24 protein-coding genes are annotated in these 24,915 nt (G+C 72.1%); 11 read left to right on the top strand and 13 right to left on the bottom strand.

What is annotated here, in order from left to right; translation table 11 throughout:
• Positions 1-44 precede the first annotated feature (44 nt).
• The 4 genes from COA17_RS08125 (at position 45) to COA17_RS08110 (ending at position 2,713) form a co-directional block, all read left to right on the top strand.
• Positions 45-827 (top strand): alpha/beta fold hydrolase, encoded by a 783-nt coding sequence (locus COA17_RS08125; RefSeq protein WP_096611515.1) that lies wholly within the window; start codon positions 45-47, stop codon positions 825-827.
• A 96-nt stretch (positions 828-923) separates the two neighbouring features.
• Complete coding sequence (locus COA17_RS08120; RefSeq protein WP_096611513.1) at positions 924-1,250, top strand: putative quinol monooxygenase; 327 nt, start codon at positions 924-926, stop codon at positions 1,248-1,250.
• A gap of 38 nt (positions 1,251-1,288) precedes the next feature.
• Complete coding sequence (locus COA17_RS08115) at positions 1,289-2,095, top strand: enoyl-CoA hydratase/isomerase family protein (RefSeq protein WP_096611511.1); 807 nt, start codon at positions 1,289-1,291, stop codon at positions 2,093-2,095.
• An 84-nt stretch (positions 2,096-2,179) separates the two neighbouring features.
• Positions 2,180-2,713, top strand: a complete 534-nt coding sequence (locus COA17_RS08110; RefSeq protein WP_096611509.1) for a VOC family protein — start codon at positions 2,180-2,182, stop codon at positions 2,711-2,713.
• Between the two features lie 284 nt (positions 2,714-2,997).
• On the opposite strand, the gene COA17_RS08105 is transcribed toward COA17_RS08110, so the two are convergent.
• The 3 genes from COA17_RS08105 to COA17_RS08095 are packed head-to-tail and all read right to left on the bottom strand — an operon-like array spanning position 2,998 to position 7,816.
• Positions 2,998-5,418 (bottom strand): AAA family ATPase, encoded by a 2,421-nt coding sequence (locus COA17_RS08105; RefSeq protein WP_096611507.1) that lies wholly within the window; start codon positions 5,416-5,418, stop codon positions 2,998-3,000.
• Positions 5,415-6,068 carry a hypothetical protein gene (locus COA17_RS08100; protein ID WP_096611505.1) on the bottom strand — a complete coding sequence of 218 codons (654 nt, stop codon included), beginning with the start codon at positions 6,066-6,068 and terminating at the stop codon, positions 5,415-5,417. The genes COA17_RS08105 and COA17_RS08100 overlap by 4 nt, the downstream gene beginning before the upstream one ends.
• Positions 6,065-7,816, bottom strand: a complete 1,752-nt coding sequence (locus COA17_RS08095; protein WP_096611503.1) for a hypothetical protein — start codon at positions 7,814-7,816, stop codon at positions 6,065-6,067. Before COA17_RS08095 ends, COA17_RS08100 begins: the two co-directional genes overlap by 4 nt.
• A 150-nt stretch (positions 7,817-7,966) precedes the next feature.
• Here COA17_RS08095 and COA17_RS08090 point away from each other — a divergent pair, with 150 nt between their 5' ends.
• On the top strand, positions 7,967-8,428 hold the full coding sequence (locus COA17_RS08090; RefSeq protein WP_096611501.1) for a hypothetical protein: 462 nt from the start codon (positions 7,967-7,969) through the stop codon (positions 8,426-8,428).
• 29 nt (positions 8,429-8,457) lie between these two features.
• Here the strand turns inward: COA17_RS08090 and COA17_RS08085 are convergent, their stop codons facing one another.
• Positions 8,458-9,432 carry a carbon-nitrogen hydrolase family protein gene (locus COA17_RS08085; RefSeq protein WP_245857569.1) on the bottom strand — a complete coding sequence of 325 codons (975 nt, stop codon included), beginning with the start codon at positions 9,430-9,432 and terminating at the stop codon, positions 8,458-8,460.
• A gap of 263 nt (positions 9,433-9,695) precedes the next feature.
• Between COA17_RS08085 and COA17_RS08080 the strand changes: the two genes are divergently transcribed.
• Positions 9,696-11,357, top strand: a complete 1,662-nt coding sequence (locus tag COA17_RS08080) for a patatin-like phospholipase family protein (protein ID WP_209023461.1) — start codon at positions 9,696-9,698, stop codon at positions 11,355-11,357.
• Positions 11,354-12,337: a YeeE/YedE thiosulfate transporter family protein gene (locus tag COA17_RS08075; RefSeq protein WP_096611495.1), complete on the top strand. Its 984-nt coding sequence runs from the start codon at positions 11,354-11,356 to the stop codon at positions 12,335-12,337. Before COA17_RS08080 ends, COA17_RS08075 begins: the two co-directional genes overlap by 4 nt.
• Here the strand turns inward: COA17_RS08075 and COA17_RS08070 are convergent.
• Genes COA17_RS08070 through COA17_RS08035 form a run of 9 tightly spaced genes read right to left on the bottom strand, consistent with a single transcriptional unit; the run spans position 12,290 to position 19,941 of the window.
• Positions 12,290-13,057, bottom strand: a complete 768-nt coding sequence (locus tag COA17_RS08070; protein ID WP_167956328.1) for a lysophospholipid acyltransferase family protein — start codon at positions 13,055-13,057, stop codon at positions 12,290-12,292. The genes COA17_RS08075 and COA17_RS08070 overlap by 48 nt on opposite strands.
• On the bottom strand, positions 13,047-14,159 hold the full coding sequence (locus COA17_RS08065; protein WP_141397056.1) for a serine hydrolase domain-containing protein: 1,113 nt from the start codon (positions 14,157-14,159) through the stop codon (positions 13,047-13,049). Before COA17_RS08065 ends, COA17_RS08070 begins: the two co-directional genes overlap by 11 nt.
• Before the next feature lie 38 nt (positions 14,160-14,197).
• Positions 14,198-15,310 (bottom strand): D-alanine--D-alanine ligase, encoded by a 1,113-nt coding sequence (locus COA17_RS08060; protein WP_096611491.1) that lies wholly within the window; start codon positions 15,308-15,310, stop codon positions 14,198-14,200.
• Positions 15,304-16,101: an alpha/beta fold hydrolase gene (locus COA17_RS08055; RefSeq protein ID WP_141397055.1), complete on the bottom strand. Its 798-nt coding sequence runs from the start codon at positions 16,099-16,101 to the stop codon at positions 15,304-15,306. Before COA17_RS08055 ends, COA17_RS08060 begins: the two co-directional genes overlap by 7 nt.
• Before the next feature lie 26 nt (positions 16,102-16,127).
• Entirely contained in the window at positions 16,128-17,495 is a 1,368-nt protein-coding gene (locus COA17_RS18760; protein ID WP_141397054.1) for a tetratricopeptide repeat protein, read from the bottom strand.
• Positions 17,492-18,328, bottom strand: coding sequence for a helix-turn-helix transcriptional regulator (locus tag COA17_RS08050; RefSeq protein WP_096611487.1), 837 nt, complete (start codon positions 18,326-18,328; stop codon positions 17,492-17,494). The genes COA17_RS18760 and COA17_RS08050 overlap by 4 nt, the downstream gene beginning before the upstream one ends.
• A gap of 3 nt (positions 18,329-18,331) precedes the next feature.
• Positions 18,332-18,931 carry a DedA family protein gene (locus COA17_RS08045; protein ID WP_096611485.1) on the bottom strand — a complete coding sequence of 200 codons (600 nt, stop codon included), beginning with the start codon at positions 18,929-18,931 and terminating at the stop codon, positions 18,332-18,334.
• A gap of 26 nt (positions 18,932-18,957) precedes the next feature.
• Positions 18,958-19,443, bottom strand: a complete 486-nt coding sequence (locus COA17_RS08040) for a hypothetical protein (protein ID WP_096611483.1) — start codon at positions 19,441-19,443, stop codon at positions 18,958-18,960.
• Positions 19,444-19,482: 39 nt separating this feature from the next.
• Entirely contained in the window at positions 19,483-19,941 is a 459-nt protein-coding gene (locus tag COA17_RS08035; RefSeq protein WP_096611481.1) for a YHS domain-containing (seleno)protein, read from the bottom strand.
• A gap of 213 nt (positions 19,942-20,154) precedes the next feature.
• Between COA17_RS08035 and COA17_RS08030 the strand changes: the two genes are divergently transcribed.
• From COA17_RS08030 to COA17_RS08015, 4 genes are all read left to right on the top strand, one after another.
• The gene (locus tag COA17_RS08030; RefSeq protein ID WP_167956322.1) at positions 20,155-20,796 is read left to right on the top strand and encodes a peroxiredoxin-like family protein; all 642 of its coding nucleotides are present in this window, start codon (positions 20,155-20,157) and stop codon (positions 20,794-20,796) included.
• A gap of 251 nt (positions 20,797-21,047) precedes the next feature.
• On the top strand, positions 21,048-22,337 hold the full coding sequence (locus COA17_RS08025; RefSeq protein WP_167956320.1) for a TniQ family protein: 1,290 nt from the start codon (positions 21,048-21,050) through the stop codon (positions 22,335-22,337).
• On the top strand, positions 22,276-23,997 hold the full coding sequence (locus tag COA17_RS08020; RefSeq protein ID WP_167956318.1) for a DDE-type integrase/transposase/recombinase: 1,722 nt from the start codon (positions 22,276-22,278) through the stop codon (positions 23,995-23,997). Before COA17_RS08025 ends, COA17_RS08020 begins: the two co-directional genes overlap by 62 nt.
• Positions 23,994-24,896, top strand: a complete 903-nt coding sequence (locus tag COA17_RS08015; protein WP_096611473.1) for a TniB family NTP-binding protein — start codon at positions 23,994-23,996, stop codon at positions 24,894-24,896. Before COA17_RS08020 ends, COA17_RS08015 begins: the two co-directional genes overlap by 4 nt.
• Positions 24,897-24,915: the final 19 nt, after the last annotated feature.

Here is a 24,915-nt window from a genome sequence, read left to right as displayed (position 1 = left end):
GCGGAGCGCCTCGCCTCGTCCGAACCCCACACCAGGAGATCCCCATGTCCAAGCTCGCATCCGCCGCCCTCCTCGCCGGAGCGCTACTCTCCGACGCCGCTCAGGCGCAGGGACCGCGCAAGCCGACGGTGGTGCTGGTCCACGGCGCCTTCGCCGACGCGTCCAGCTGGAACGGCGTGACCGAACGCCTGGTCGGGGACGGCTACACCGTCGTCGCCGCGGCCAACCCGCTGCGGGGCGTCAGGGCCGACGCGCGATACGTGTCGGACATCGTCGCGAGCATAAACGGGCCGGTGGTGCTGGTCGGCCACTCCTATGGAGGCGCGGTGATCTCGGCTGCCGCGAACGCTCATCGGAACGTCAGGTCGTTGGTCTTCGTCGCGGCCTTCGCGCCCGATCGGGGCGAGACGGCGGCGGAACTCGCGGGCAGGTTCCCGGGCGGCACGCTCGGCCAAGCCCTTGCCCCGCCCGTGACGCTCTCCGGCGGCGGCGTCGACCTCTACATCGACCAGGGTAGGTTCCACGCGCAGTTCGCGCACGACCTGCCGGCGGGGCAAGCCGCGGCGATGGCGGCCTCGCAGCGGCCGATCGCGGAAGCGGCGCTGACCGAAGCGGCCGGCGAGCCGGCCTGGAAGGCGCTGCCATCCTGGTTCATCTACGGCAGCGGCGACAGGAACATCCCTGCGGCAGGCCTGGCCTTCATGGCGAAACGCGCGGGAGCGAGGAGGACGGTCGTCGTGGACGGCGCGTCGCACGTCGTGATGGTGTCCCACCCCCGAGCCGTCGCGGACATCGTCGAGCAGGCGGCCGGGCAGGCTCGGCCATGATCGGCCGAGCCGTTCTCCAACTACCGACCCGACCGCGACGGCGCGCCGACGGACGACGTCGGTTCCTCGACATATTAACATTCAACGGAGCCTGACATGACCGACATACCCGCCCTGCTGGTCGACGCGGCCTACCGCCTGCATCCCGACGACGCAGCCGCCTTCCGCTCGCTCGCGTTGCGCATGGCCGACGTCGCGCGGCGACGGGACGGCTGCGGGTTCGTCAAGGTCACGCAGGATCTCCTCGACCCGACGACCTTCCGGTTCTTCGAAGGCTGGCGAGATCGGCAGGCGCTGGAGGCGCACTTCGGGAGCGACGACTTCCGCAAAATTACGGCGGATGCGGGCGAGCTGCGGATCTTCGAACGCTCGGGCGACACCTACTCGGTCGCGGCCCGAGCGCCGCTCCAGGCACCATCCTGACCCGCACGGTCATTATAGCAAGACAGGAAATCACCTTAATGAAAGCCGTTCGTTTCGATCACGTCGGGGCAGTCGGGCAGATCGTGCTCTGCAGCCCGCCCGATAACAGGCTCGGCCTCCGGTTCGCCGAGGAGTTGCGCGTGGCCGTGCACCGGGCCGGCGGTTCGGGCGTCCGCGCCCTCCTCGTCCGCGCCGAAGGGCCGAACTTCGGCACCGGCGGCGACGTCGTCGCATGGCCGGGCAGGGACGTGAACTGGTTCCACGCGTTCATCGGCGAGGTGAACCACGCGTACAGGGCGTTGGAGGCCTTGCGCGTTCCGACGATCGCCGCGGTGAGGGGCAAGGCGGTGGGCGGGCATTTCGAGCTCGCCCTGCACTGCGACGTCATCGTCGCGGCCGACAGCGCCTCCTTCCATGCGATCGAGGGAAACACGGGCATGGTGCCGCTCGCCGGCGGGCTGCAGCGGCTCGCGGAGCGGATCGGGCGCAGCCGGGCCATCCAGCTCTACCTGCTCGGAGAGCCGATGGCCGGGTCGGAGGCCGGATCGAGCGGACTCGCCAACCTTGTTGTGCCGGACGCGGAGCTGGACGCAACCGCCACCGACTTGGCCGAGCGCCTCGCGGCGGGTCCCACGCAGGCCTATGGCGCGGCGCGCGCGCTGCTGAAGGCCTGGTCCTCCGGCGGCGTCGCGGGGGCGGACGAGCTGATGCTCGACCTCACCATGCGGCTGTTCGACACGGAGGACGCGCAGCGGGCGTTCGCTGCCCTCAAGGAGGAGACCGAGGCCGGCGGCTCAAAGGCGGACTGTGAGGCGAGCGCCCGCATGCGCTTCCTCGGCCGATGACGCCGGATCACAATCAGGGCGCGCAACTCGACCGGCGTCGCGCGGGCGTCGCGATTTCCCATGCACGTACATCGAGGTGAGAGCATGACCCATGATTATGTTCGCGGCATTGACCATGTCGGCGTGACGGTGCCCGACATCGAGGCGGCCACGACCTTCCTGATTGAGGCGTTCGGCGCGCGGGTGGTTTACGAGTCGTTCACGACCGACCAGCCGCCGCAAGGCAGCCCCGAGATCGATCGCGACCTGAACCTCCATCCCGGCACGCGGCTCGTGGCCGCACGCCTCGTCCAGCTCGGGCGGGGACCCGAGATCGAGCTGTTCCAGCTGCAGGCGGAGGTGCAGCGGCCTGCGTCGCGCCCCAGCGACTTCGGACTGCAGCACCTGGCCATCTACGTCGACGACATGGCCGAGGCGCTCCGATGCTTTGAGTCCGCCGGCGGACAGATGCTGTCCGGGCCGAACCCGTTCCTATTTCCCAAGGAGGAGGGCTGCGGGAACCTCTTCTGCTACGGCCGGACACCGTGGGGCATGATGGTCGAGTTCCTCACCTATCCCTCTGGCATGGGCTACGAGCGGGGAACGTCGCTGCGCCGCTGGCATTCCTGCGGTTCGTGACCCGCCGACATCGCTCGACGGAACCCGTTGCCCCTCTCGATCATAGTTCTACGTTCGAGCCCAGTCCTACGCTCGTGTCGCCTGACGCGCACATGCGGGATGCCAGCGCTCGCCGACGCCGACCCTCTCGCCTACCTTTCCAAGGTGATGCTCGGCGTGCTGAACGCCGTCGTGGCGGCCACGCGCGTGATCGGCAAGTCGGAAGCGGATGAACGGGGTGAGCCGCACGTCGATGGCGGCCTGGGCCCGTTTCGCGATTCGAACGAGAAGAATGGACCGCGCGGCTATGCCGCGGCCAGCAGGGCCTCTTCCTTGTATCCGAAGCGTTCGGACAGGCAGCGCGTGTCCCGCCGCGGGCCCCTGGTCAGTTCCAGGGTGAGGAGGCTGTCGTCCGGGAACGCCGGGCTGAGCTCAAGGCGCAGGTAGTCGAACAGCTGCCGGTCGTGGACCGCGATAAGCACCTGCCGCCCGTGCTCCTTGGACAGCGTCCGCAGCAGCGCGGCGAAGTGCGCGACGTGGATGTCGTCCATCGACTGGATCGGGTCGTCTAGGATCAGCCAGGGCAGCCTGTCGCGCACGGACAGGTGGAGCGCGACGAAGAGCGTTAGGGCGGCCGTGTTGAGGTTGCCGGCGCTCAGCATTGCGCCCGGCGTGCCTCCGGCGAGACCGCCGTCGCGATGTACGGTGACGAGCTTGGGCTGCAGCCGGTGCGTGCTGGCCGTCGGGATCGAGAATGCGGGCACGAAGGGCTCGCCGGGCGCCAGCCGGACGAAAAGGTCGCGCCACAGCCGGTTGAGGCGATCATTGAATTCGCGTCGGATGATGCCGGACCTCACCCGCTCGACTGCGCCGCGCACCGCGATGCCGCGATCGCGCACCCGCTGCGCACGCCGCAGCGCGTCCGCGGCGCGCCCGACCTCGGCCTTCCCGGTCTCGATCACCTGTTCGAACACCGCCCGTCTAGTCGTCGCCGCCCGGATCGCGGCCACCGCCTCGCGCGCCGCGTTCCGCGCGGCGAGCCTGGCCTTCAGGCGGGCTTCTCGTTCCGCGAGGGCCGCCCCGATGCGGTCGACGACCCCCGTCAGGTCCAGTTCCACATCGGTCGAGTCGAGGTCGAGCGAAGCCGCGAAAGACGCGACCATGTCGCGGGCCGCCGCGAGCGAGGAGTCGCGCAGCCCCCGCTCGGCGGCCGCGCGCCGCGCCGCCACGTCGGCCGCCCGCAGGCGCGCGCCCTCCAGCACCGTGGGCTCCATCTCGTCTAGCCGGGCGATCAGCGCATCGAGTTCGGCCCCGAGCCGGTCGACCGCCGCCAAGGCGGGCGCTTCGACACGCCTCGCTCGCAGCTCCTCGATCTCCCGCACCCGCCTCTCGCCCGCCGACGCGGCCTCGCCGCGCGCGCGGCCGAGTGCCAGCAGCCGCTCGGCCGATGCGGACAGGGTCCGCACCTTGGCGTGTACGTGTTCGACGAGCGGCGCGTCCGAGACCTCGCGATAGTCTCGGTCGCAGACCGGGCAGGTCTCGCCTTCGATGAACGAGGTCAGCTCCGCCAGCGCGGACGCTAGCCCGCCGGCCTTTCCCGGTAGGCGCGCGACCTCGTTGTCAATGGCGGCAAGCCGGCCGCGCTCCGTCTCAAGTTCGCCCTCGGCCTCGAGAAGCCGCCTCGCGTCCGCGCGCGCCTGCGTCGCCTGGGCCTGCGCCTGCGCGCGCCGCGCCCTGGCCGCCGTCCGCGCCGCGTCCACGAACCTTCCGGTCTCGCTCGGGAGGTTGGCTTCGGGGAGCGCGATCGCGACGTCGCGGAGCAGCGTGGCCTCGCGCTCGCCGTTGGCCGCCACCCAGCGGGAGAACGCCTCGGCGGCGGCTCCCGCGCCCGCGGACGCGTCCGGCCCCGTGCCGGCCGCGTTCTCCTCCGCGACTTGGCGGCGCATCGAGGCGAGCTGCCGCCGGCTGTCCGCAAGCCGCTCCAGGTCGGCGGCGTCCGACGGCTCGGCCAGCGTCGGCTCGATCGCGTCCAGGCTCGCCTCGTCGGCGGGAAGGTCGACGCCGAGTATCGCCAGCGCACCGCGCAGGTCGGCGAGTTTCAGATCTATCTGCTCCTGCAGCAGCGCGCGTGCTTCCGCATCCGCCCGCAGCGACCGCTCGGCCTGACTCTGCCGCAGTTCTGCGGTCGCCCACTCGCCGGCGATCTTCCTGACGTTCCGCTTGTCGGCGAGCGGCTTCAGCCCCTCCTCGATCGCGTCGAGCAGGTTCAACCCCAGCAAATCGCCGACGAAGCGCGCGAGCGGCGAGTTCGCCTCCTGGCCGGCGTCTTGGTAGATCTGAAGCAGCTGGCTGAGGAGGGACTGCGGCAGGTAGCTCCGCTCCGTGAAGAACGACGCGTCGGCGGCGTCGAGCTTGTTGATCGACTTGGCGCCCGTGGGCGTCAGCGCCGCCTCGTAGCGCCCTCCGCCGTCGCCCGTGGTCGCGAGCGCGACGCCGCCCTGGTCGGCGGAGCGGTGCAGGAGCTGGCGCGCGTAGGCCGGGTCGGCGCGCCTGAGGGACTGCACGCCGCCGGTGAGGGCGAGTTCTATGGCCGAGAGCAGGCTGGTCTTGCCCGCCCCGTTCTCGCCGTGGACGAGCACCACCCTCGCGTCGAGCGGGGCGTGGACGTGCCCGCGAATGCTGCGGAAGTTGGTCACGTCGAGTGATGCCAGGGTGGGCCGGTTCATGCGGTCCTCCCTTCGCCCGCGGCACCGGCGGCGGGCGGGTCCATGTTCGTCTTCAGCTCGGCGTCAATCAGGCTGCCGATCTCCTTCGTGACCGCGACCTCGCCACGGCGCGAAGCCGCGAGCAGCGCGTCGACGATCGCCGTGTCCACGCCCGACGGCAGCGCCTTCCTGAGCTGCTCGACGGCGGTGCCGCCCTCCTCCTCGCCGCCGGCCGGCTCTGGCAGCGAGAGCGGCAGCAGGACGCGTATGCGGTCCTCCATCTGCTCGATCGCCGTGGCCGCGCCGCCCGGGCCGTCCGGCGCGGGTTGCGGTTCGACCTGGAGCACCCGGCAGGTCTCGGCGAGCGCCTCGACGCCGCCGGCGAGCGTCGCCCCCGCCAGGATGGCGGTCAGGACCAGGCGTGATCCGGTCACGTCGAGCGCGCGGCTGAGCGCCTCGATGCGCTGGCGCACCCGCGCGCCCTTGACGTCCCCGAACGAGCCGGCGGTCGTGTCGACGAGGACGACGAGGTCGAGCGCGCGCCCGTCGCGCCCGCGCATGACGCCGGTGAAGTCGAAGGCGACGCCCGCGACGTGCAGGGGCGTCGGCAGGTCGGAGTAGCCGGCCACGAGGAGCCGGTCGCGCACGGCGGCGATCAGCGCCGAGGTCACAGGAGCATTTCCGCCGCGAACAGGTCCTGCAGGTCGACCGCGGTCGCGGAGGTCGAGACCAGGTGTGCGAGGCTGACGTGCGTCGGTGCCAGGCGTCCGGTCCGGCCGGGGGCGCCGCGCGGGACGCGCGCGCTCTGCCCGACCATCGTCCGCCAGGCGTCGTCGCCGTGCACCACGACGGCGTTGTCGTTCGCGAACGCGCCGGCGCCCTGAAGAGCGATCGCCTCAGACGCCGAGCGCACGACGAACACCGGTCGCGGCGTGGCTCCGGGTCTAGCCGGTGTCGCGGTCATAGCGCCGGCGCCGGCCTCGTCGTTCGCGGGCGGGGAGATCGCCCAGCGGCCGGCGGCACGCCCGCCTTCTAGCAGCGAGAGCGCCAGCGCCAGCCGGCCCAGCCCAGCGGACTGGGCGTTCTGGTCGGCGTGCAGGAAGCCGGCTGCCGTCGCGCTGACCGGCTCGTAGGTGTCGCCGCTGGCCGGCAGCGCGCCGTTCCTGAACATCCGCACCATCCGCGACCAGGCGGCCACGCCGGTGTTCACCGCCGGCGTGCGGCTCCGCTCGACCGAGTCGACAGAAGCATGCGCCGCGGTCGCGTTCCTGACCGCCACGATGCCATTCGCGAACGCCGGGGCGAGCGCGGCCTTGCCGCAGGATGTGAGCCACAGTCCCATCAGCGTGATCAGCTTGTCCGCGACGGTCTTCAGCACGAGGGCGATCAGGACCTGCTCCGCCCAGGCGCGCAGGTGAGCGGCCGCCTCGATGTCGGGGCCGTGCTGGTCGTAGGCGTCGACGTAGATGCTTCTCAGCACGTCCTGCTGCCCGGGCTTGATCTCCTCCTCGCAGAACACCTGGGCCGGCGCTTCGGGCGCGCACGGCCATGGCCAGGGGTGGATCTGCTGGGCGCGGATGAACAGCGTCTGGAGGTTGTTGTCCTGGATCGACAGGCCGAGGACTAGCGACTTGAGCGTCTGCGCGACCTCGATGACGCTGTGGCGCATCGCCGCGAACTCGGGCACTTCCGGCCAGCGCATGATCTGGCTGCGGCTGCCGGTCAGGAAGCGCCGGAACGTGGCCGGGTCATCGGTCGCGTGCACGATGCAGCCGTGGAACTTGAGCAGCGTCGCCCGCCCGGGCTGGCCGCGCAGCTGTGCGGGGTCGACGACCACCTGCAGCAGCCCCTGCGCGCCGCCGCTCAGGCGATCGACTGCCGCCTCGATGAACCCGTCCCAGTTCGCCGACGCGATCCTGTGCACCGCGTCCTCCATAACGAGGATGGCGATGCAGAGGTGCTCCGCCGATGGCGGGTGCGGCGCGCTGAACGCCTGGCGGATGTCGATCGCGTCCCATAGGATGAAGTCCGCGGGTTCGCCCTGCACCCGGATGTCGAGCACGCGCGAATACTGGTCCCACAGGATGGTCACGATCTCGTCGTGTTCGGGCCACGTCGCGAACGGTGCGCCGAAGCGGCCCGCGAGTGCGGCCGGATCCTTGCCCGCGAGCCGCAGCGCGGCTTCCAGCGGGGGCGTGTAGATCGCGGCGGTGGCGGGCGCGACGGCGCGCTCTCGGAGGAACTCGATTGCGGCGGACACGAGGTGGCCTAGGTTGGGCGCCCTGCGGGAGATGCCCGAGCCGACCCATAGCGCGAACTCGCCCGCGGCCACGGCCCGCGCCATCGGCTCGAAGTCGGCATCGAGCATCGCGAGAACCTGCTGGACGGTGATCTGCGTTGCGTCGGGCGCGAGCGCCAAGTTCTTCTGCCCCCCGTGCCGGCGCGACCTGCCGATGGGGCATGCTACGGTCGCGGTGGCGCAGGCACAAGGGCACACGCGTTCTCGATCGCCCGCGACCGACGCGGGCCGCTTGACGGGGCGGCAACCGTTCCCGCCTACCGTCGCGGCATGCAGACGTCCGCCGTCACGTCAAACCCGGGACATCGCGCGACCGCGGGCGAGATCAGGTCGCTCGCGGACGACTACCGGCTCGCCGCCGCGGCCGTGGCGAACTGCGGGAGGCGCGACGTGCCCTCCTCGCGTTCGCCCTATCGCATGTTGGCCCTGCACGCGGTGGAACTCTACCTCAACGCGCTGCTGTTGCACCGGTGCCGGTCCCCCGAGGCGATCCGCGGGCTCCAGCACGACCTCGCCTCCCGGATGGAGATGGCGGTCGCCGCCGGCCTGGTGCTACGGGTCAGGACCGTGGCGCACCTTCGCGCGGTGGCTGCCCGGCGGGAGTACCTGACCAGCCGCTACGCGCCGGATCGCGCCGGCGAGGCGTCCGAGCCGACGCGCATGGCGGCGACTCTGGAGGAGGTCGCCAGCAAGGTGTCGTCGATCGTCGCCGCGCAGCCGCCGCCCGGCTGATCCGTCGCGGCGCACCGCCGACGCGGCGATCAGGCCTGCGGCCATTCGCCGAACCTGACCCCCTCCCGTCGGGTCGTGTCGACGCGCAGCTCGAAGATGTCGGGTCGCGCGTAGTGGCCATGGACGTCGAGGTAGGGGCTGCGCTTCGCCGCGACCGGGTCGAAGCTGGCCATCACGGTCGCCGCGTCGCGGAAGCTCGGGCCCGCGACGTAGCCGGCGTCGGGTCCGATCACCGCGCTGCCGCCCTCCTTCAGCCAGAACTTGTCCGCTGGAATGGAGGCCAGCAGGTCGCGCGCCTCGGGCGCCCCGCGCGCGCTGTCGAAGCCGGCGAGCACGTCGTCGCGCGTCAGCACGCAGCCCGACGCCAGCACGAAGCACTGGCCCTCGAAGGCGTAGGTCCGGCTGGCGAGCTGGTGCCGCTCGCCCACCGCCGGCCACTGCGCGACGTGCACCGTCTCCTCCTGCGCGTGCATGGCGGCGCGCACCAACGGCATCCAGTGCTCCCAGCAGACCAGCCCGCCGACCTTTCCGTAGGGCCGGTCCCAGACGCCGAGCGTGCTGCCGTCGCCCGAACCCCAGATCAGCCGCTCGTTGTAGGTGGGCGACAGCTTGCGATGCAGGTGGCGCGACCCGTCCGCGCCCAGGAAGGCGATGGAGTTGTAGAGGGTGCCCCCGCGCCGCTCGTGCATGCCCATCGCGACGTCCGCGCCGTGCTCGGCGGCGGCCGCCGCGAGCGTCGCCAGCTCGGGGCCGTCGATCGCGGGAGAGTGCTGGAAGAGGTGGCGGAACAGCGCCTCCGCCGGCGCGTGCCCCCATCGCGCGGCGTCCGGCGCGTCGTCCAGCCACACGGGGTAGCCGGGGAGCCACGTCTCGGGGAAGACGACCAGGTCCGCGCCGCCGCGCGCGACCTCGCCGATGATCTCCGCCGCCAGCGCCACGCTGGCCGGCAGGTCGAGGAAGACCGGGGGTCGCTGCACCAGGGCGACGGTCGGCATGGTTCGCATCACTCCGGGCGCGCTCGCCCGGTCGCGCCCTGCCCCTTTTGCCTCCGCTTGTCGAACGTCACCCTTCGACCCTCTGCCGCGTGCCGCGACACCAGTCCGATCTTGGCCGGCGTATTCCGCGAGAAATGCCCTGCGGATAGCAATCCTGTGACTTGACCGCCCGCCGCTCTCCGGCAGCCTGCCCGGCGAGGAGCCGAGCCACGACCGACGTCCCCGCCATCGCCAGGTTGTTCGACCGCGCGCGCTCCGTTCGCACGCTCGCGGTGGCGGGCGGGTCCGCGCTCTATCGCGCGGGCGACCCGCCCGACGCTATCTTCATGGTGCGCGCCGGCGCGTTCGGCGTGTTCCGCGAGGGCGCGATGGGGCGCGCGCTGGTGGGCGTGCTCCGCCCGGGCGACGTCGTCGGCGAGTTCGGCCTGCTGGCGGGGACGCCGCGCTCGGCGACCGTTGTGGCGCTGCGCGACAGCGAGGTGGCCGCGATGCCGGGCGCCGGCTTCCTCGCGGCCGCCCGCCGCAGCCCCGACGCGATGGTGGAGGTCGCGCGGCTGCTGGTCGCCCGCTCGCGGTCGGCGGGCGCGGGCGCAGGCGCGGGCGCCGTCACGCCGCGCGTGATCGGGCTGGCGGCGCTGGACGCCGGCGTCGACGCGCGCCGCTGGGCGGGGCTGCTGGCCGGCGCGATGCGCGCGCTCGGCCACGACGTCGCCGTGCTGGACGCGTCGTTCCTGGATCGCGACCCCGCCTGGTGGTCCGAGGCGGAGGCGCGGCACGACTACCTGCTCTGCGCGGCGCAGGCGGAGGAGGGGGCCTGGGCCGCGGCGTGCCGCCGCCAGGCCGACCGCATGCTGCTGCTGGCCGACGGCGACCGGCCGCCGCCCGCCGACTGCGGGCTGTGCGCGAGCGAGCCCCTGCAGGCGAGCGGGCTCGTCGACCTGGTCCTCGTGCAGCGCGGCGAGCGGCCGGCCGGCACGGCGGCCTGGCTGGACGCGGTCGGCCCCGCGCGCCACTTCCACCTGGTCGGCGGCGACTGCGGCCCGCTCGCGCGGACGCTGACCGGGTGCGCGGTCGCGCTGGTGCTGTCGGGCGGCGGCGCCCGCGCCTTCGCGCACGTGGGCGCCGTCGACGCGCTGCGCCGGGCCGGGGTGCCGATCGACTCGGTTTGCGGCACGTCGATGGGCGGCATCGTCGCCGCGGGGCTGGCGGCCGGTTGGGATGGCGAGGAGCTGGACCGGCGCATGCGGGCGGCGTTCGTCGCGACCAACCCGCTGGACGACGTCGCGCTGCCGTTCGTGGCGATGACGCGGGGCCGCAAGGTCGAGCGCCGGCTGGCCGAGCACTTCGGCGACGTCGACATCGCCGATCTGCCCCTGCCGTTCTTCTGCATGTCGGCGGACCTTGCGACCGGCGAGCCGGTGGCGCACCGGCGCGGTCCGCTCGCGACCGCGCTCAGGGCCTCCATCTCGCTGCCCGGCGTGCTTCCGCCGGTGGCGATGGGCGACCGCGTGCTGGTCGACGGCGGCGTGCTGCGCAACCTGCCCTCCGAGGTGATGCGAGCGACGCACGACGGCCCGGTGGTCGCGGTGGACGTGTCGCAGGCGGTGGGGCTCACCTCCGCCGACGTGGAGCGCCCCCGTCCGCTCGGGCGGTGGTTCTGGTCGGGGGCGTGGCGGCGCGGGCCGCCGATCGTCTCCATCCTGATGCGCTCGGCGACCATGGCGGCGGGCCCCGACCTCGCGGCCTCCCGCGCGGCGGCCGACCTCTACGTCATGCCCGAGGTGGGCGGCATCGAGATCCGGAACTGGCGCGCCTACGACCGGGCCGTCGCGGCCGGCCGCGACGCGATGGGGCGCGCGCTGGCGCGCCTCGACGCGCCCGTCCACCTGCTGCGGCTCCGGCGCCTGGCGGCGATGGCGGAGGGCGGGATGTGACCGGCGTCGGCGCGACGGTCGCGGGGCTCGGGGCGCTGCTCGGCTTCCTCGTCGGCTTCTCGGTGGGGCAGGGCAGCACCTGCGCGGTGACGGCCGGCAGGCAGCTTGTGTTCGAGGGGCGGGCGCGGCTGCTCGCCGGGTTCCTGGTCGCGGGCGGGGTGGCGGGCCTGGTCTGCCTGCCGCTCGCCTGGACGGCGGGCATGCGCGCCGGCCTGCCGCCCGAGGCGCCGCTCGCGCCGCCGCTGGCGGCGGGCGCGCTGCTGCTCGCCGCGGGCGCGCTGGTCAACGACGCCTGCCTGTTCGGGACGCTGGCCCGCATCGCGCTGGGCGAGGTGCGCTTCCTGGCGGTGCCGCTTGGCCTCGCAGCCGGCTACGCGATGGTGGGCGGACTGGTCGGCGGCGCGCCGGTCGGCCCGAACCGCTTCGGCTCGCCGTCACCGGCGGGGCTGCTGCTGGTGGCCGCGTCCGCGGCGCTCGTCGCGGGCGCGGCCTGGACGCTGGCGCGCGGCGGCGACCGGGCCGCGCCCGGGCGGTGGCCGCTGCGAGCGGCGATGGTCGTCCTCGGCGGGGCGGGCGCGCTGCTGTTCGCGTTGACGCCGGGCTGGACCTACGCCGACGCGGTTCGCGGCGCGGTCGCGGCCGGCCTGGGCGGCGCGCCGGTGGCGGTCGCCGCGCCGGCGCTGCTGACGGGGGCGGCGACCCTCGTCGGCGCGGTGGTCGCCGGCACCGTCGCCGGCAGGTTCAGGGTGGAGCGGCCGCGCGCGGTGCCGGTCCTGCGCTCGCTTGGCGGCGGCGCGCTGATGGCGGCGGGGGCCAGCTTCGTGCCCGGCGGCAACGACAGCCTGCTGCTCTGGGCGGTGCCGGGGGGCAGCGTGTCGGGCCTGCTCGCCTACCTGCTTATGACGGGCGCCATTATGGCGTGGCTGGCCGGTCTACGCCTTCTGTTGCGACCAAGGGCGCGCCGCATCGGCCCGATCTGAGAGCGCCCGCACGATCGCCTCGCGCGCCTCGGCCGCGAGGTGCTTCCGGTCCGACCTTCTGGGGTCCGGCAGCGGCGGCAGGAACTCGATGCTGAGCCGCGCGCGGTGCGGGGCCAGCCTGGCGAGGTTGGCGACCAGCGACTCCTCGCCGACATAGGCGCGGCGCGCGCCGTCGCTGTAGGCGAGCGCGATCGGCTGGACGACGCGCGCGTGCCGCGCGGCCGCGAGCAGCGCCGTCCGGAAGGGCAGCACGCCGTCGCCCCGCGAGGTGGTACCCTCCGGGAACAGCGCCACCCGCCCGCCCCCGCGCAACCGGGCGGCCACCGCCTCGACCTGCGCGGCCGCGTCCGCCGGCCGGTCGCGGTCGACGAACACCGTCCCGAACGCCTCGACGAGCCGCCCCATCCCCGGCCAGCGCCGCACGTCCGCCTTGGCGACGAACGAGGCGTCGAGCAGCGGCGCCAGCGCCAGCACGTCGGTGAAGCTGAGGTGGTTGGCGAGGAACATGACGCCGGGCCCTTGGACGGGCGCGCCGACGACCTCCAGCTCGACGCCGACGGCCCGGAGCGTGCGGGCGAAGAAGCGGCGCTCCAGGTCGCGGCGACGCCGCGTCGAGCGGGAGAGCGACCAGGGCGGCACGAGCGCGAAGGCGTGCGCGAGGTGCCCCGCCAGCGCGGGTAGCCCGCCCAGGGTGCGTGGCGGCGCGACGTCAACGGCCACGCAGCTCATCCCGAATGGCCGCGAACAGCCGCGCGTGGACGGCGTCGGTCGCCTGGTTGGACGCGACCGGGTGCGACCCGAACCGGGCGATGACGACCTCTTCCTCCGAAGCCACATGCAGCCGCTGGCCGAACACCCCGAGTGCGTTGAGCGCGCCCGTCGGATGGTCGACCCACCAGCCGGCGCGATACGACCAGCCGGGGCGCGTCGCGTTGGCTCCGCGCGCGAACGCGTCGCGGCAGCCGCCGTCCATCAGTGCCCGGCCGGCGCGGAGCCATGCGGGGTCGCCTTCGCCGCGGACCGCGGCCCCGACCGCGTCGCCGAGCCGCGCGAGGTCGCGCAGCGTGCAGGCGAAGCCGGTTGCCGCGATCGCCCGCCCGCCCGTGTCCTCGACCCAGCGCGCCGGGTTGGCGGCGCCGATCCGGCGCCAGATCAGGCGGGACACCAGGTCCGGCAGCGGCGCGCCGGTCGCGCGCTCCAGCGCCAGCCCGGCGGCGTCGAAGGCCGGCGTCCGGTAGAGGAACGGCGCGCCCGCGTTCGTCGGCGCCTTCAGGTCGCGCAGCGCCGCGAGCACGCCGCCCTCGCCGCTTCCCCAGAAGTGCCGGGAGTAAAGGTGGATCGCCGCGCCGGGGTTGCCGTAATCTTCGTCGAACGCGACACCGTCGCGCATGTCGAGCAACGAGCGCAGCGTCGCGTCCGCGAATGCGGAGCCCGCCAGCTCGGGCGCGACATCGGCCGCGCGCAGGTCGGGGCTCAAGGCACCCTCAGCGAGCAGCAGCTCGGCCGCGAGCCCGAACACGGCCTTGGTGATCGAGAAGCAGTGGTGCCGGCTGCTGGCGGAGGTCGCGGCCGCGTAGTGCTCGTAGACGACGGCGCCGCGGTGGAGGACGATCAGGCCGTCGGCGTGAGTTTCGCGCAGAACATGTGCGAGCGACGCGACGCCGCGTTCCATCGGCACGCCGGCGGGCAGCAGCAGCGGCTCACCCGCCGGAAGCGGGCGGACCGGGGCGACCTTGCGCACGGCGGCGGTCGGCAGGAATGCCGCCGGATTGGCGAACGCCCAGGGCGCATGCGGGTGCCTGCGCCAGTTCTCCGCCGTCATCCCGTCCGGCAGCTCGCACCGGCGCGGCCGGAGCGCCGTCACGCCGTTGCCGGGTAGCGGGCGGTCGCCTCGCGCTCGCGGCGGCGGCGTGCCAGGAACGCGCGCCAGCCTTCCGGCCTGAAGCCGCGCCGCCGGTTCTCGGCCCCGATGCGCCACAGCGCCGCGTATTGGCGGAACAGCGTGGCGTAGGCGTCGCGCAGCCGGGTGCGACTGTCCCAAATGTGGGTCGACTCCGCGCCCGCGCCGTTCAGCTCGACGATCCGGAAGCCCTCGCCGCGCCTCAACGCTTCGACGTCGGCGAAGCGGACGTCAAAGCGGCCGAACCAGAACTCCGGAATGGAGCGCGCGATGGCGTCGAACCGCTCCTCCATCGCGGGCGTGACCAGCGCCGTGCCGTCGCGGAAGATGGCGCCGCGGCTGTGGCTGCCCGCGAAGGCGAGGCGGAACGCCGCGCCGGCGGGTAGCACCTCCGCCAGACGGTCCCGGTGGCGGTCGAGGTAGAGGTGGGAAACCCGCCCGGCGCGGGCATCGGCGTGGATTAGCTCCTCCAGGGTGCTAACACCGTCGCCGGTCACGTGGGGGAAGTACTTGAGCGTCAGCGACACCACGCGCCCGCGCGCCTCGCCGGGTTCGCGCTGGTAGAACACGCCCGCCTCGCCCTGCACGTCCACCATCGCCTGCAGCAGGTAGCGCTCCCCGAAGGGGAAGCGCGAGACATAGTCGACGAGCTCGCCTTCCGTGCGGATCGGCCGCACCCCCGCGCCGCGACAGCCGAGCTCCGGCTTGGCGACGAGCGGGAGGTCGAGGCCGTGCGCGCGCGCCCGGGCCAGCGCGGCGGCCGCCTGCGCCGGGGCGGGACCGCCCAGCCGGAGTAGCGAGACGTAGGGCGCGATCCATTCGCGCTGGTCCGCACCGACAAGGTCCAGCACCTCCGACTTGACCTCGCCGACGAGCCCGCCTGCGGGCAGCCCCGGGTTGGCCAGCAGCGGCAGCCGCGCGCCGAGGTGTCGCACAGACAGTAACGCGGCCCAGATCCACACGGGCGCGTAGAAGCGCCACGCCGGCCAGAACTCGAAGCGCGACAGCGGCGGGGCGTCGTCGAGCGGCGGCATGCCGCGATGCGGGACGACGTCGGGCGCGGCGCTCAGCAACGGCCGGGCTCCTCGGCGAGCAGCGACGCGATCGTCTCCTCGACGATCTCCTGGCTGTTCCAGGGGAGGAAGTGGTTCACGCCTTTCAGGCTCCGCACTGTCAGCCGCGCGGCCGCTAGCCGCGTCCGGAGGAAGGCGACGTTCGCATAGGGCACCTGCCTGTCCTCCGTCCCGTGCACCACCGCAACCCGGCAGCGCAGCCGTGCGAGCCTAGGAGCGAGCGCCTCCAGCTGCGGCTTGAGCGCCATCAGCTCGACGTTGGCGTTGCGCAGCGACCGGGGCAGCGCCGACCGGATGCCCGGCCACTCGCCCATGCGCTGGACCGCGTAGACGTGCTCCAGCGCCGGGTCGAACGAGCCCGCAAGGAGCACGAGGCCGCCGACCCGGCCCGGGTTGTCCAGCGCGACCTGCGCCGCGACCGGCGCACCCAGCGAGTGGCCGACCAGGATCGGCCACCGGCCGTCATGCTCGACGAGCAGCGGCGCGATCGCGGCCGCCTGCGCCGCGAGGGAGGGAACGGCGTTGGACGGCGTCGTCGCACCGAAGCCGGGCCGATCGATCGCCACCAGCTCGACACCCGCGGGCGGGCGGGCGAGGAACCTGGCCCAGCCATCGGCGGAGCCGGGCGTGCCATGAACAAGGATGACGCGGCGGTCGCCGGGGTCGCCAGCGCGGAGATAGGAGACCCGCGTCGCCGCGCCCGGCACGGCGTAGGAGGCGCGCTCGATCCCGTCCGCCTTCGCCTCGTCGGGCCCGGGCGTGTCGGGCATGCCGCAGCCGAGCAGCGGCAAAGCGAGCGCCAGGACGCCGGGCGGCCTCACGCGCGCGCCGCGCTCCGCCCGGGCATCCGGGCGCCCGCGCCGGCGCGCCGGGCGCTGTCCTCGCGGACTAGGTCGACCAGCCGGCGCTGGGTGCGGCTGCCCCCGAAGGCGGGCAGATGCCCGCCGACCGCGGCGAGCCGCGCGGCGGCGCGACCATGGTCGCCGCGCGCGTGCGCCGCCATGCCCTCGGCCGCCATCGCCACCGCGTCGCGGAACGCGCGAGCCGGCGGCTCGCCCGCTTCGCCACCCGTGCGCAGAGCTGCGAGCTGCCGTTCGACCGCACCGTCGCGACCGGCCCGCGCCAGGCCGTAGGCATAGTGGAGGTCGACGAAGGCGTTGGCCTGATCGCCGATCCGCTTTTCCAGATGCGGCGCGAGGTCGTCCCATCGATCGCCGACGTCGATGCCCAGCAGCTCGAAGCGCACGAGCAGCGACACCGCGTTGACCTGGTCCTGGCAGCAGTCGCGCCGGACGCCCCAGACCCGCTCGTCGAAAAGCGCGAGCGCGGCGCCGTGATCGCCCAGCCCGATCTCGAACAGCGCCGCGTGCCACCAGTTGTGGGTATACATGAAGGACGAGCAGTCCTCCCAGACCCGGCCGTGCTCGCGCATCCACGCGCGTCCCTCGGCCGCTCGTCCGGCGTCATCGAGGACATGCGCGACGGCGTGGTGCGCCCAGGGGTCCGCATTCAGCGCCGCCGCCGCCCGCCCCGCGCGCTCCGCACCGGCGAGGTCGCCCGTCTGGCCGAGCGCGAAGGCGTGCATGCCGAGCGTCCAGCCGTTGTCCGGCAGCGCCCCGACCAGCGCGCCGGTGCAGGCGAGCATGCCCGAGAAGTCGCCGGCGTTGAGCTGGTGGAACTGGCAGATTTTTGCGGAGACGAGGTCGGCGGGCCATCGCCGCGCGACCTCCATGTGGAGCGCGGTCGCGCGCGCGGTGTCACCGGCCGCCCAGTGCGCCACGGCCTCGACCACCGTGCGCTCGCGCGCGGTGGCGGATCTGGCGAGGCGCAGGGCCCGCCCGACGAGCGGCATCGCCCGCGCCCGGCCCTCGGTGGTCAGCGCGAACAGGTGGACGGCGGCGGCGTAGGCGACCGCGAGCGCGCAGTCGCTCGCCGCGGCGGGGCCGTCGAGGTAGCGACCGACCCCCTTGCCGTAGCGGAGCAGCTCCGCCTCCAGAGCGTCCACGGCCGCAACGATCGCGGGATCGTCGGTCGTGAGCGCGAGGCCGTTCTCCTGCCTGCGAGTCGTCTGGACCGGGCGGGTCGCGTTCATGGGGCGCAAGGTGGGCCGTGGCGTTGAACGGTCTTGCACGATGTTGCGGTCGGCGCGCGCGCCCAGGGCCGCCGTGGTGATCGCGGTGGTCACAGCCGTTTGTAGGCCGACTGGAACGCGGCCGGTGTGATGCCGAACGAGGCCCGGAACAGCCGGGTGAAGTGGCTCTGGTCGAAGAAGCCGCAGATGACCGCCACCTGGCTCGCAGGCACGCCGTCCCGGAGCAGGGCGCGTGCCGACGCGAGGCGCAGCTGCACCTGGTAGCGCCAGGGGGTGAGGCCCGTCGCGGCCTTGAAGGTCCTGAGCAGGTGGAACTTGCTGAAGCCCACCGCCGCCGCGAGCTCCTCGAGCCGGACGACCGTGGCCATGCGCGCCCTGATGTACTGGCGGGCCAGCCGGATCTTCTCGGGCTCGGGCCGCACCTCGCCGGCGTCGGCGCCGACCTGATGCCGGCTGAGGCGCATCAGCAGGAGCGCCAACCGCTCCTCGCGCTCGGCCGGGTCGAGGGCGTGCGCTAGGGCGTCGGCGAGATCGAGGCCGATGCGGAAGAGCTGGGGATCGTCGAGCACCGCCTTCTCGAAGACGGGAGCGGCGGGTGCCTCCGGCCGCAGGTCGGCGAACGCCTCCGCGCCGAAGTAGAGGGCGACGTAGCGCCAGGGCTGATCGTCGCCCGGCTCACCGGTGTGAACCGCGCCGGGTTCGGCGACCCTGACCTGCCCGGGCAGCGACACCTCCGGCCGGCCGGACTGGGAGAAGCGCTCGACGCCGCCGCAGGTGAAGCCGACCAGGTAGGTCTCGTGGAAGTGCGGGTCGAAGTGGTGGTCGCGGAGCGAAGCGTGCAGCACCTCCACGCCGACATCGGCATGCGCGTTGAGCCGGAAGCGGGGTGCCGCCACGTCCTGCTCCGGACCGGTCGGGTCGGTCACGGGTCAGGCCCCCGCCGCCGCGACGGCCGTCGCCGGGCGGACCAGGCTGACGCCTCGACGGACGATGTTCGGCGCGAACCAGACCGCTGCGAGCAGTGCGGCGACCATCAGTCCGGAGGAGGGCGTGATCATAGCCAGCACGTGCTCGCCCGCACCGTAGCCGAGGTAGAACAGGCCCGGTGTCCAGGCGAGGGTGGTCAGCGAGATGACCAGGGTCGACGCCGCCAGCGGCGTGCCGACGACGCCGCTGCCGAGGAAGACGGGGAGACGGGTGCCGGGCACGAAGCGCGCGGCGGCGACGGCGAGCAGGCCCTGCCGCCGCAGCCGGCCCTCGAGCGGCCCGCTCGCGGCGCGCAGCCTGCGGACGGGCCGGGTGTCGGCCAGCCAGCGGCCGGCGGCGTAGAGGGCCAGGTCGCCGACGACCGTGCCGAGGACGACGGCGGCGACGGCCGGCACGGGGTCGATCACCATGCGTGCCGAGAGCAGGCCCGCCGTCACGCTGACCGCGTCCTCCTGCACGAAGGTGAGGAGGAAGAGGGCGGCGAACAGCAGCACCGGCGACGCGGCATAGCCGGTGATCGTGTCCGTGAGCCAGGCGTCCATGGCGAGCCTCCCTTCGCCGGCGCGGCTCAGGCCGCCACCGCCCGGCGCAGCGCGCCGGGCAGGGCGACGCGGTCGCGGTTGAGCCAGATCAGCGCGGCCGAGGCGAGCCACACGCCGCACGCCATCCCGAACAGCAGGCCGCCGTCGCGGGTGCCGTCGGCGTTGAGCACCGACACGCCCAGCGGCGTGAACAGGTGGAACAGGATCGCGCCGGAGATCACGCCCATGGAGAGAAGCGCGGCGTAGGGGCGCAGCGACCGGAAGCGGGCCGAGAGGCTGGCGAGGAGGGCGGCGCTCGCCACGAGCTCGGCCGAGCCGATCACGTATTGCGAGAAGATGCCGTTAGGCGCGAACAGGCCGGGCAAGCCCAGGCCTCCCGCCCACTCGTCGAGCGTGCCGAAGATGTAGACGGTCTCGGGCGAGTTCGTGAACTTGAAGAAGAGCGACTGGACGAACACGAACGCGACGTAGAGTACGAGGACGATCTGGATGCGGCGGTGGGACGTGCTCATCGCAGTCACTCCTTCAAGGGGTCGGGGATCGGCTGCGGCTCAGCCGAGGACCTTGGGCCAGTTGGCGTCGCCGGCGCGGATGAAGCCGGGGATGTTCTTCGACCACTTGGCGCCGATCTCCTGGTTGTAGTTCAGGTAGAGCTTGCCGCCGACGACCTTCCAGACGGTCGGGTCGCCCGAGGCGGTGTAGCCCTGGCTGACCGCCCAGGCGCAGTAGCCGCCGTATTGCGGGGCGTAGCGGCCCGGGTTGGCGCGGAACTTGGCGAGGTTGGCCGCGCTGGCGAAGCGCCATTCCGCGCCGTTGTAGGTGGTGCGGAACTCGGTCGAGCCCTTCACCGGCTTGCCCTGCGTGAAGTAGGCGACGGTGTCGTAGCCGGAGACCGCGGTGTTGCTGAACGTGCCGGTGTAGACGGGCGCGTCCTTGGCGAAGGCGGGCGCCGGGACGGCGACGGTTGCGAGGCCGAGGCCCAGCGCGGCGATGAGGGTCTTGAGCTTCATGGTCGTGTTCCTTGCGTGTCGGGACGGGACGATCGGGGGTGACCGCTTCCGTGCCCTTCAACTGGCCGAGCGGGTCGTCGCGGTGAAATGCCGAGGTCCTATGCTTTCCATGCGCGGCCCGCATCGCGGGCTCCGGTCCATCGCTGGCGCGCATGGAACCCATGCACGCCCGGGTCCTTCACACGCCCGGCCCGCCCCGCCACAATGGCGTCCATGGAAACGATCGCTGCCCCCGCCGCGCCCGCCTTCGACTGGAACGCGCTCTTCGACGGCTTCGTCGGCCGGCTACGCCAGAGCGGCGCGGGCCTTGACGCGCCCAAGCTCTACGACCGGTTCGAGCCGTTCGCACTGCCGGACTCGCGTGGCCGCTACGTCGATATCGCCGATCGCCTGGCCGAAGGGCCGGTGGTGCTCAGCTTCATGCGCGGCGGCTTCTGCCCCTACTGCCGCGGCGAGCTGCAAGCCTGGCACGAGGCGATCCCGCGGCTGGAGGCAGTGGGCGGGCACTTCGTCGCGGTCAGCGGCGAGATTGGCGGGCGAGCGGAGGAGACGCGCTGCGGGTTGGCGCCGAACGCGGAGATGCTCTGCGACGTCGACCACGGGCTGGCGCTCTCGCTCGGCCTCGCACACCCAATGGGCGCGGAGTTGCACGCGAGCTACCGGGCGCACGGTCTCGACCTTGCCGACATCTACGGCGACTCCGGCATGCTGCTCCCCATTCCCGCTTCCTTCGTGATCGATAGTGGCGGGATCGTGCGCTACGCCTTCGTCGAGCCCGACTTCCGCGTGCGCCCGGACCCGGCGGTGGTGATTGCTGTCGTGGAGGCATGCGGCCCAGTAAACGTACCTTTCTGATAGATAAGCCTGCGCGTTAGCGTCTTGGCGAGCGAATGGGCTGATGGCGGCACATGCGGGAGAAGTAACTTCGCGTGCGACGGCGTCGGGGCTGGTCTGCAACAATCCAGGGTTGCCCTGATCCCTCTCGGGCGGGGTAAATGGCAGGCGAATAGCGCTCGCCGAGCCCCGGCGAGCGTTTCTCGCACGAGCGAATGAAGGCGGCGGCGTACCAACGCTCATGGAGCGGTTCGCCACGACGGAGGACGCCGATGGTGGAGCCAAGCGTTGTAGGGCTATGGCCTTTGGCGCAATCGCCGCTGCCCGGCGAACTCCTCTCGTCCTGGTTCGCGCGCAATGCGCTGGCACACGGCATGAAGCCCTTCTCGCTCGCGACAAGCCTCTGGGGACCACGCCCTGCCGTGATGGGTCGGGACATGGACAAGCAGGCACCCGACCCGATCGTTGCCGATCTGGCGCACGCGACGGGCACCAGTCTGCGGCGAGCCAGCGAAACTGGACTGCCGGCCTATGACGGCATGTTGGTTGTGTCCTATTTCGCGCGGAGCCAGACGCAGTGGATCCTGCCGATCGGACTGCGCGACCGCGATCGGCGCGGTTTCGGCCAGCAGTTCTGTCCGGCGTGTCTCGGCACGGATCAGAAGCCGTACTTCCGCCGAAAGTGGCGGCTCGCCGTGTCGGGCGCCTGCCTGCAGCACGGGATCGAACTGCTCGATCGGTGTCCCGAATGCCTGCGTGCGGTCCTGCCGCTCAGATCGTCTGGCCCGTCATCATGCTGGCGGTGTCGGTCCGATCTTGCCCGCGCCGAGTCTCCTCCGGCGAGTTCGCACCTCCTATCGTTCCAGGCACGAGCCGAGAACGCACTGGCCCAGGGCTGGGTCGATCTCCACCGGACCGCGTTCTCCTACTCGCATCTGTATTTCGCGCTGGTCCGTCAGGTCGCAAAGACCCTGGCTACCGGCCCGAGATCGATGCGAATGCGCGAGGTCGCAGCCTCTACCTGGGGCGGCGATCCGGTGCTGCCGACGGCCAAGCGGAATCGCCGTGACGTCGAGCTGCTACCCGTCTCCGATCGTGCTCCGCTCCTCGATCTGACCGAGCGCCTGCTCACGGAGTGGCCGCTCCGCTTTGTCGAGACCTGCAAGAAGGCCGGGGTCTGGCAGTCATGGGCGCTCGCGGATGCGATCGATCCGCCCCACGCGTACCTCCAGGTGGTGGAGACGCATCTGCGGCGGCCCAAGTATCTCCCCAACCCGGACGAGGTCGCGGCCGCGGTCGCATACCTGCGCCGCACGCACGAGCGGCCGTCACGCGAGGCGCTCAAGAAGCTGCTCGGACACACCAAGCTCGGACAAGCGCACCTGCCTCCGCTCGCGCCCGAACGTACCGGTCGCATGCCGATGACGACAGGCCGGGATCATGGTACGCTCCCGTCAGAGGTGCCCGATGCCAGACGAGGTTCGCGGAACGAGCGCAGGAGTGGAGCTGCCGGCCGGTCCGCGGACGCCGGCCGAAGAGGAACGCTGGCGTGTCGCCTATGATCGCGAGCGCCGTGTCCGACGCATACTGATTGACGAGAAAGGGCCGGGTCGGAGCCGCCATTCCGCCGCCGTCGCGGAAAGCAAGGCCAATGGGTACAGCTGGCGGACGCTGACCGACTGGTGCGGTCGGTACACGAGCGACGGACTCGTCGGTCTCCTGCCCAGGCCCAAGCCGACGACGAGGCGCGGACGCCTGCCGGATCATATCGAGACGGCGATCGAGGAGGCGATCGACATCGCCTACCTGACACCCGAGCGCGGGCGCATCACCGCCGTCGATCGCGTCTTCAGCACCAAGGTCGCGCAGGAAGATCTGGTCGACATCCGCACGATCAAGAAGCGCATCAGGCGGAGGGACCCGGAAGCGGTGACGGTCGCGAGGGAGGGCGCGAAGGCGGCCAGGGAGCGCTTCGCCCCGCATGGCGGCGGGTTCCTGCCCGCCTCGCGCCCGCTCGAGTTCTCGCAGACGGATCACAGCATCCTCGACCTGGAAGTGGTACACCCATTGAGCCGAGGGGTCATGGGCAGGCCGACCCTTTCCATCGTCATAGACATCTTCACGCGTGTGATCCTCGCGGTAATGCTTTCGATGCGGAAGCCGAGCAGCCTCCTGACGGCGCAGGTTATGACGCGGGCGATCAATCCGAAGGCGAGATGGCTCGCAGGTCTCGGCCTCGACTGGATCGATTGGCCGTTCGCCGGCCCAATGCGCCGCATCCATACCGACCACGGCCGGGACCTTACGGCCAACCCGTTCGAGCATGGCTGCGATCTGCTGGGCATCGAACATCCCACCCGCCGCATCGGCGTTCCGGACGACGGCGGACATGTCGAGCGCATGATCCGCACTGTCCAGGCCGAGATGGCGGAGTTGCCGGGGAAGACCTTCTCGAACGTGCTCATGAAAGCGGGCTACGACAGCGAGGGACGCGCCTGCCTGTCCCTTGAGGAGGCGGAGAAGGTGATCGCGATCGAGCTCTATCGGTATCACCACACGGTGCACAGCTCGACCGGCTACTCGCCCATGGAGATGTGGCTTGCAAACCAGGCATACCAGGCGCCGCGCCGGTTCGAGCCCGATCAGGTCCGTTGCGCCTTCCTGCCATTCATCACTCGCAAGAACATTCAGCAGTACGGGCTTCAGGAGAACTATCGGCGCTACAACTCGCCCGAGGTGACCTGCTGGATCGGCCGCAGGCATCCCCAAGGCGGCGAGTTCATCTTCGCCTACGACGAGCGCGAGGAGGGCTGGATGCAGTTCTTTGACCCGAGCACCGAGCGGTACTTCCCGGTCCCGTGCACCGCCCGGCTCCTCACGGAGGACGCGGTCGCGAACCTCAATCGCGTCAAGCGGGAGAACAAGGGGCGCCGGACCCCCCATGCTGTCAACGTGAAGGCCGAGATCGAAAAGCAGAAGGTCGTGAGTAGTGCGCGTGCCGCGGCCAAGAAGGCGCTTCGCGCCGAGCAGGCCGGCGTGATCCCGACCGACATGGTCGTGGAGCGACCTTCGCATGGGCCGCCCGAGCAGCCCAGCACGAAACCTGTCGTCGGCGAGGTCGCTCCGGCGGCTCCGGCCAACGTTCGGGGTCGCCCGTTCGCCGATCCGGACAACGTCGTGCCCTTCCCGCTCAGCCACATCAAGTCGCGCTGGGCGCGATGACGGCCTACCCGCACCTGAGCCCCGAGGCCGCGTCGTGGATGAAACGGGACGACGAGACGCGCGCCCAGTCGATCGTCGACTCGCGCCCGACCTGGTTCGTGGAGTATCCGGGTCTGGCTCCGATCAAGCGCACGGTAATGCGCACGCTCAGGGCCAAACCGTCCACGCGTGGTCGCCACATACTGCTGTACGGCCATTCGCATGCGGGCAAGTCGCAGCTCATCAGGAACTGCGTGACCCAGTTCAGGGCCGAGCGCGGCATCGGTGCCACCTCGACCGTTCTGCCACTCGAGTGCACGTCCAAGATGGACGAGATGAAGTTCTACGAGCAACTGATCAACAAGACCGGGGCGCCGTCACTCAGAGCCACCGCAGTGGCCCCGAAACGGACACAGGGCCTTACCGTTCTCCAGAACCTGTCCGTGTGCGTGGTCGTGCTCGACGAGCTGAACACGCTCACCCTGACCTCCTATTTGCGCCAGAAGGAGTTCCTGGCGTTCATGAAGTATCTCACGAACAGCGAGGAGCATCGGATCACCTTCATCTGCGCCGGGACGCACGCGGCGAGGAGCGCTCTCTATGCCGACCGGGAGATGAGCACCCGGTTCCGCGAGGTGCATGTCGGCCCGGTCGAAAACGGCGACGATTTCCAGGGCGTTCTGGCTGCACTGGAGCGGGACATCCCGCTCGCGCGTGCGTCGAACCTGAAGCACCCGAGCCTGGCCGGTCTCCTCAACGAGATGTCGGAAGGGTTGGTCGGTGAGGTCGCGCAGCTACTCGAGGACGCGGCGTTGAGGGCGATCGATGATGGTGACGAGCAGGTAACGCAGGACGTCCTCGCGCGGTTGGACTGGACGCTGCCCTCGCAAAGACGGGCGGACACGTCGCACGGTTCTTGAGCCGGTTCTGCTGGTTCAC

The organism is Sphingomonas ginsenosidimutans, assembly GCF_002374835.1.
GTDB lineage: Bacteria > Pseudomonadota > Alphaproteobacteria > Sphingomonadales > Sphingomonadaceae > Sphingomonas > Sphingomonas ginsenosidimutans.
Note: the sequence above shows the minus strand (reverse complement) of the source record. Positions and strands in the feature narration are given on the sequence as shown.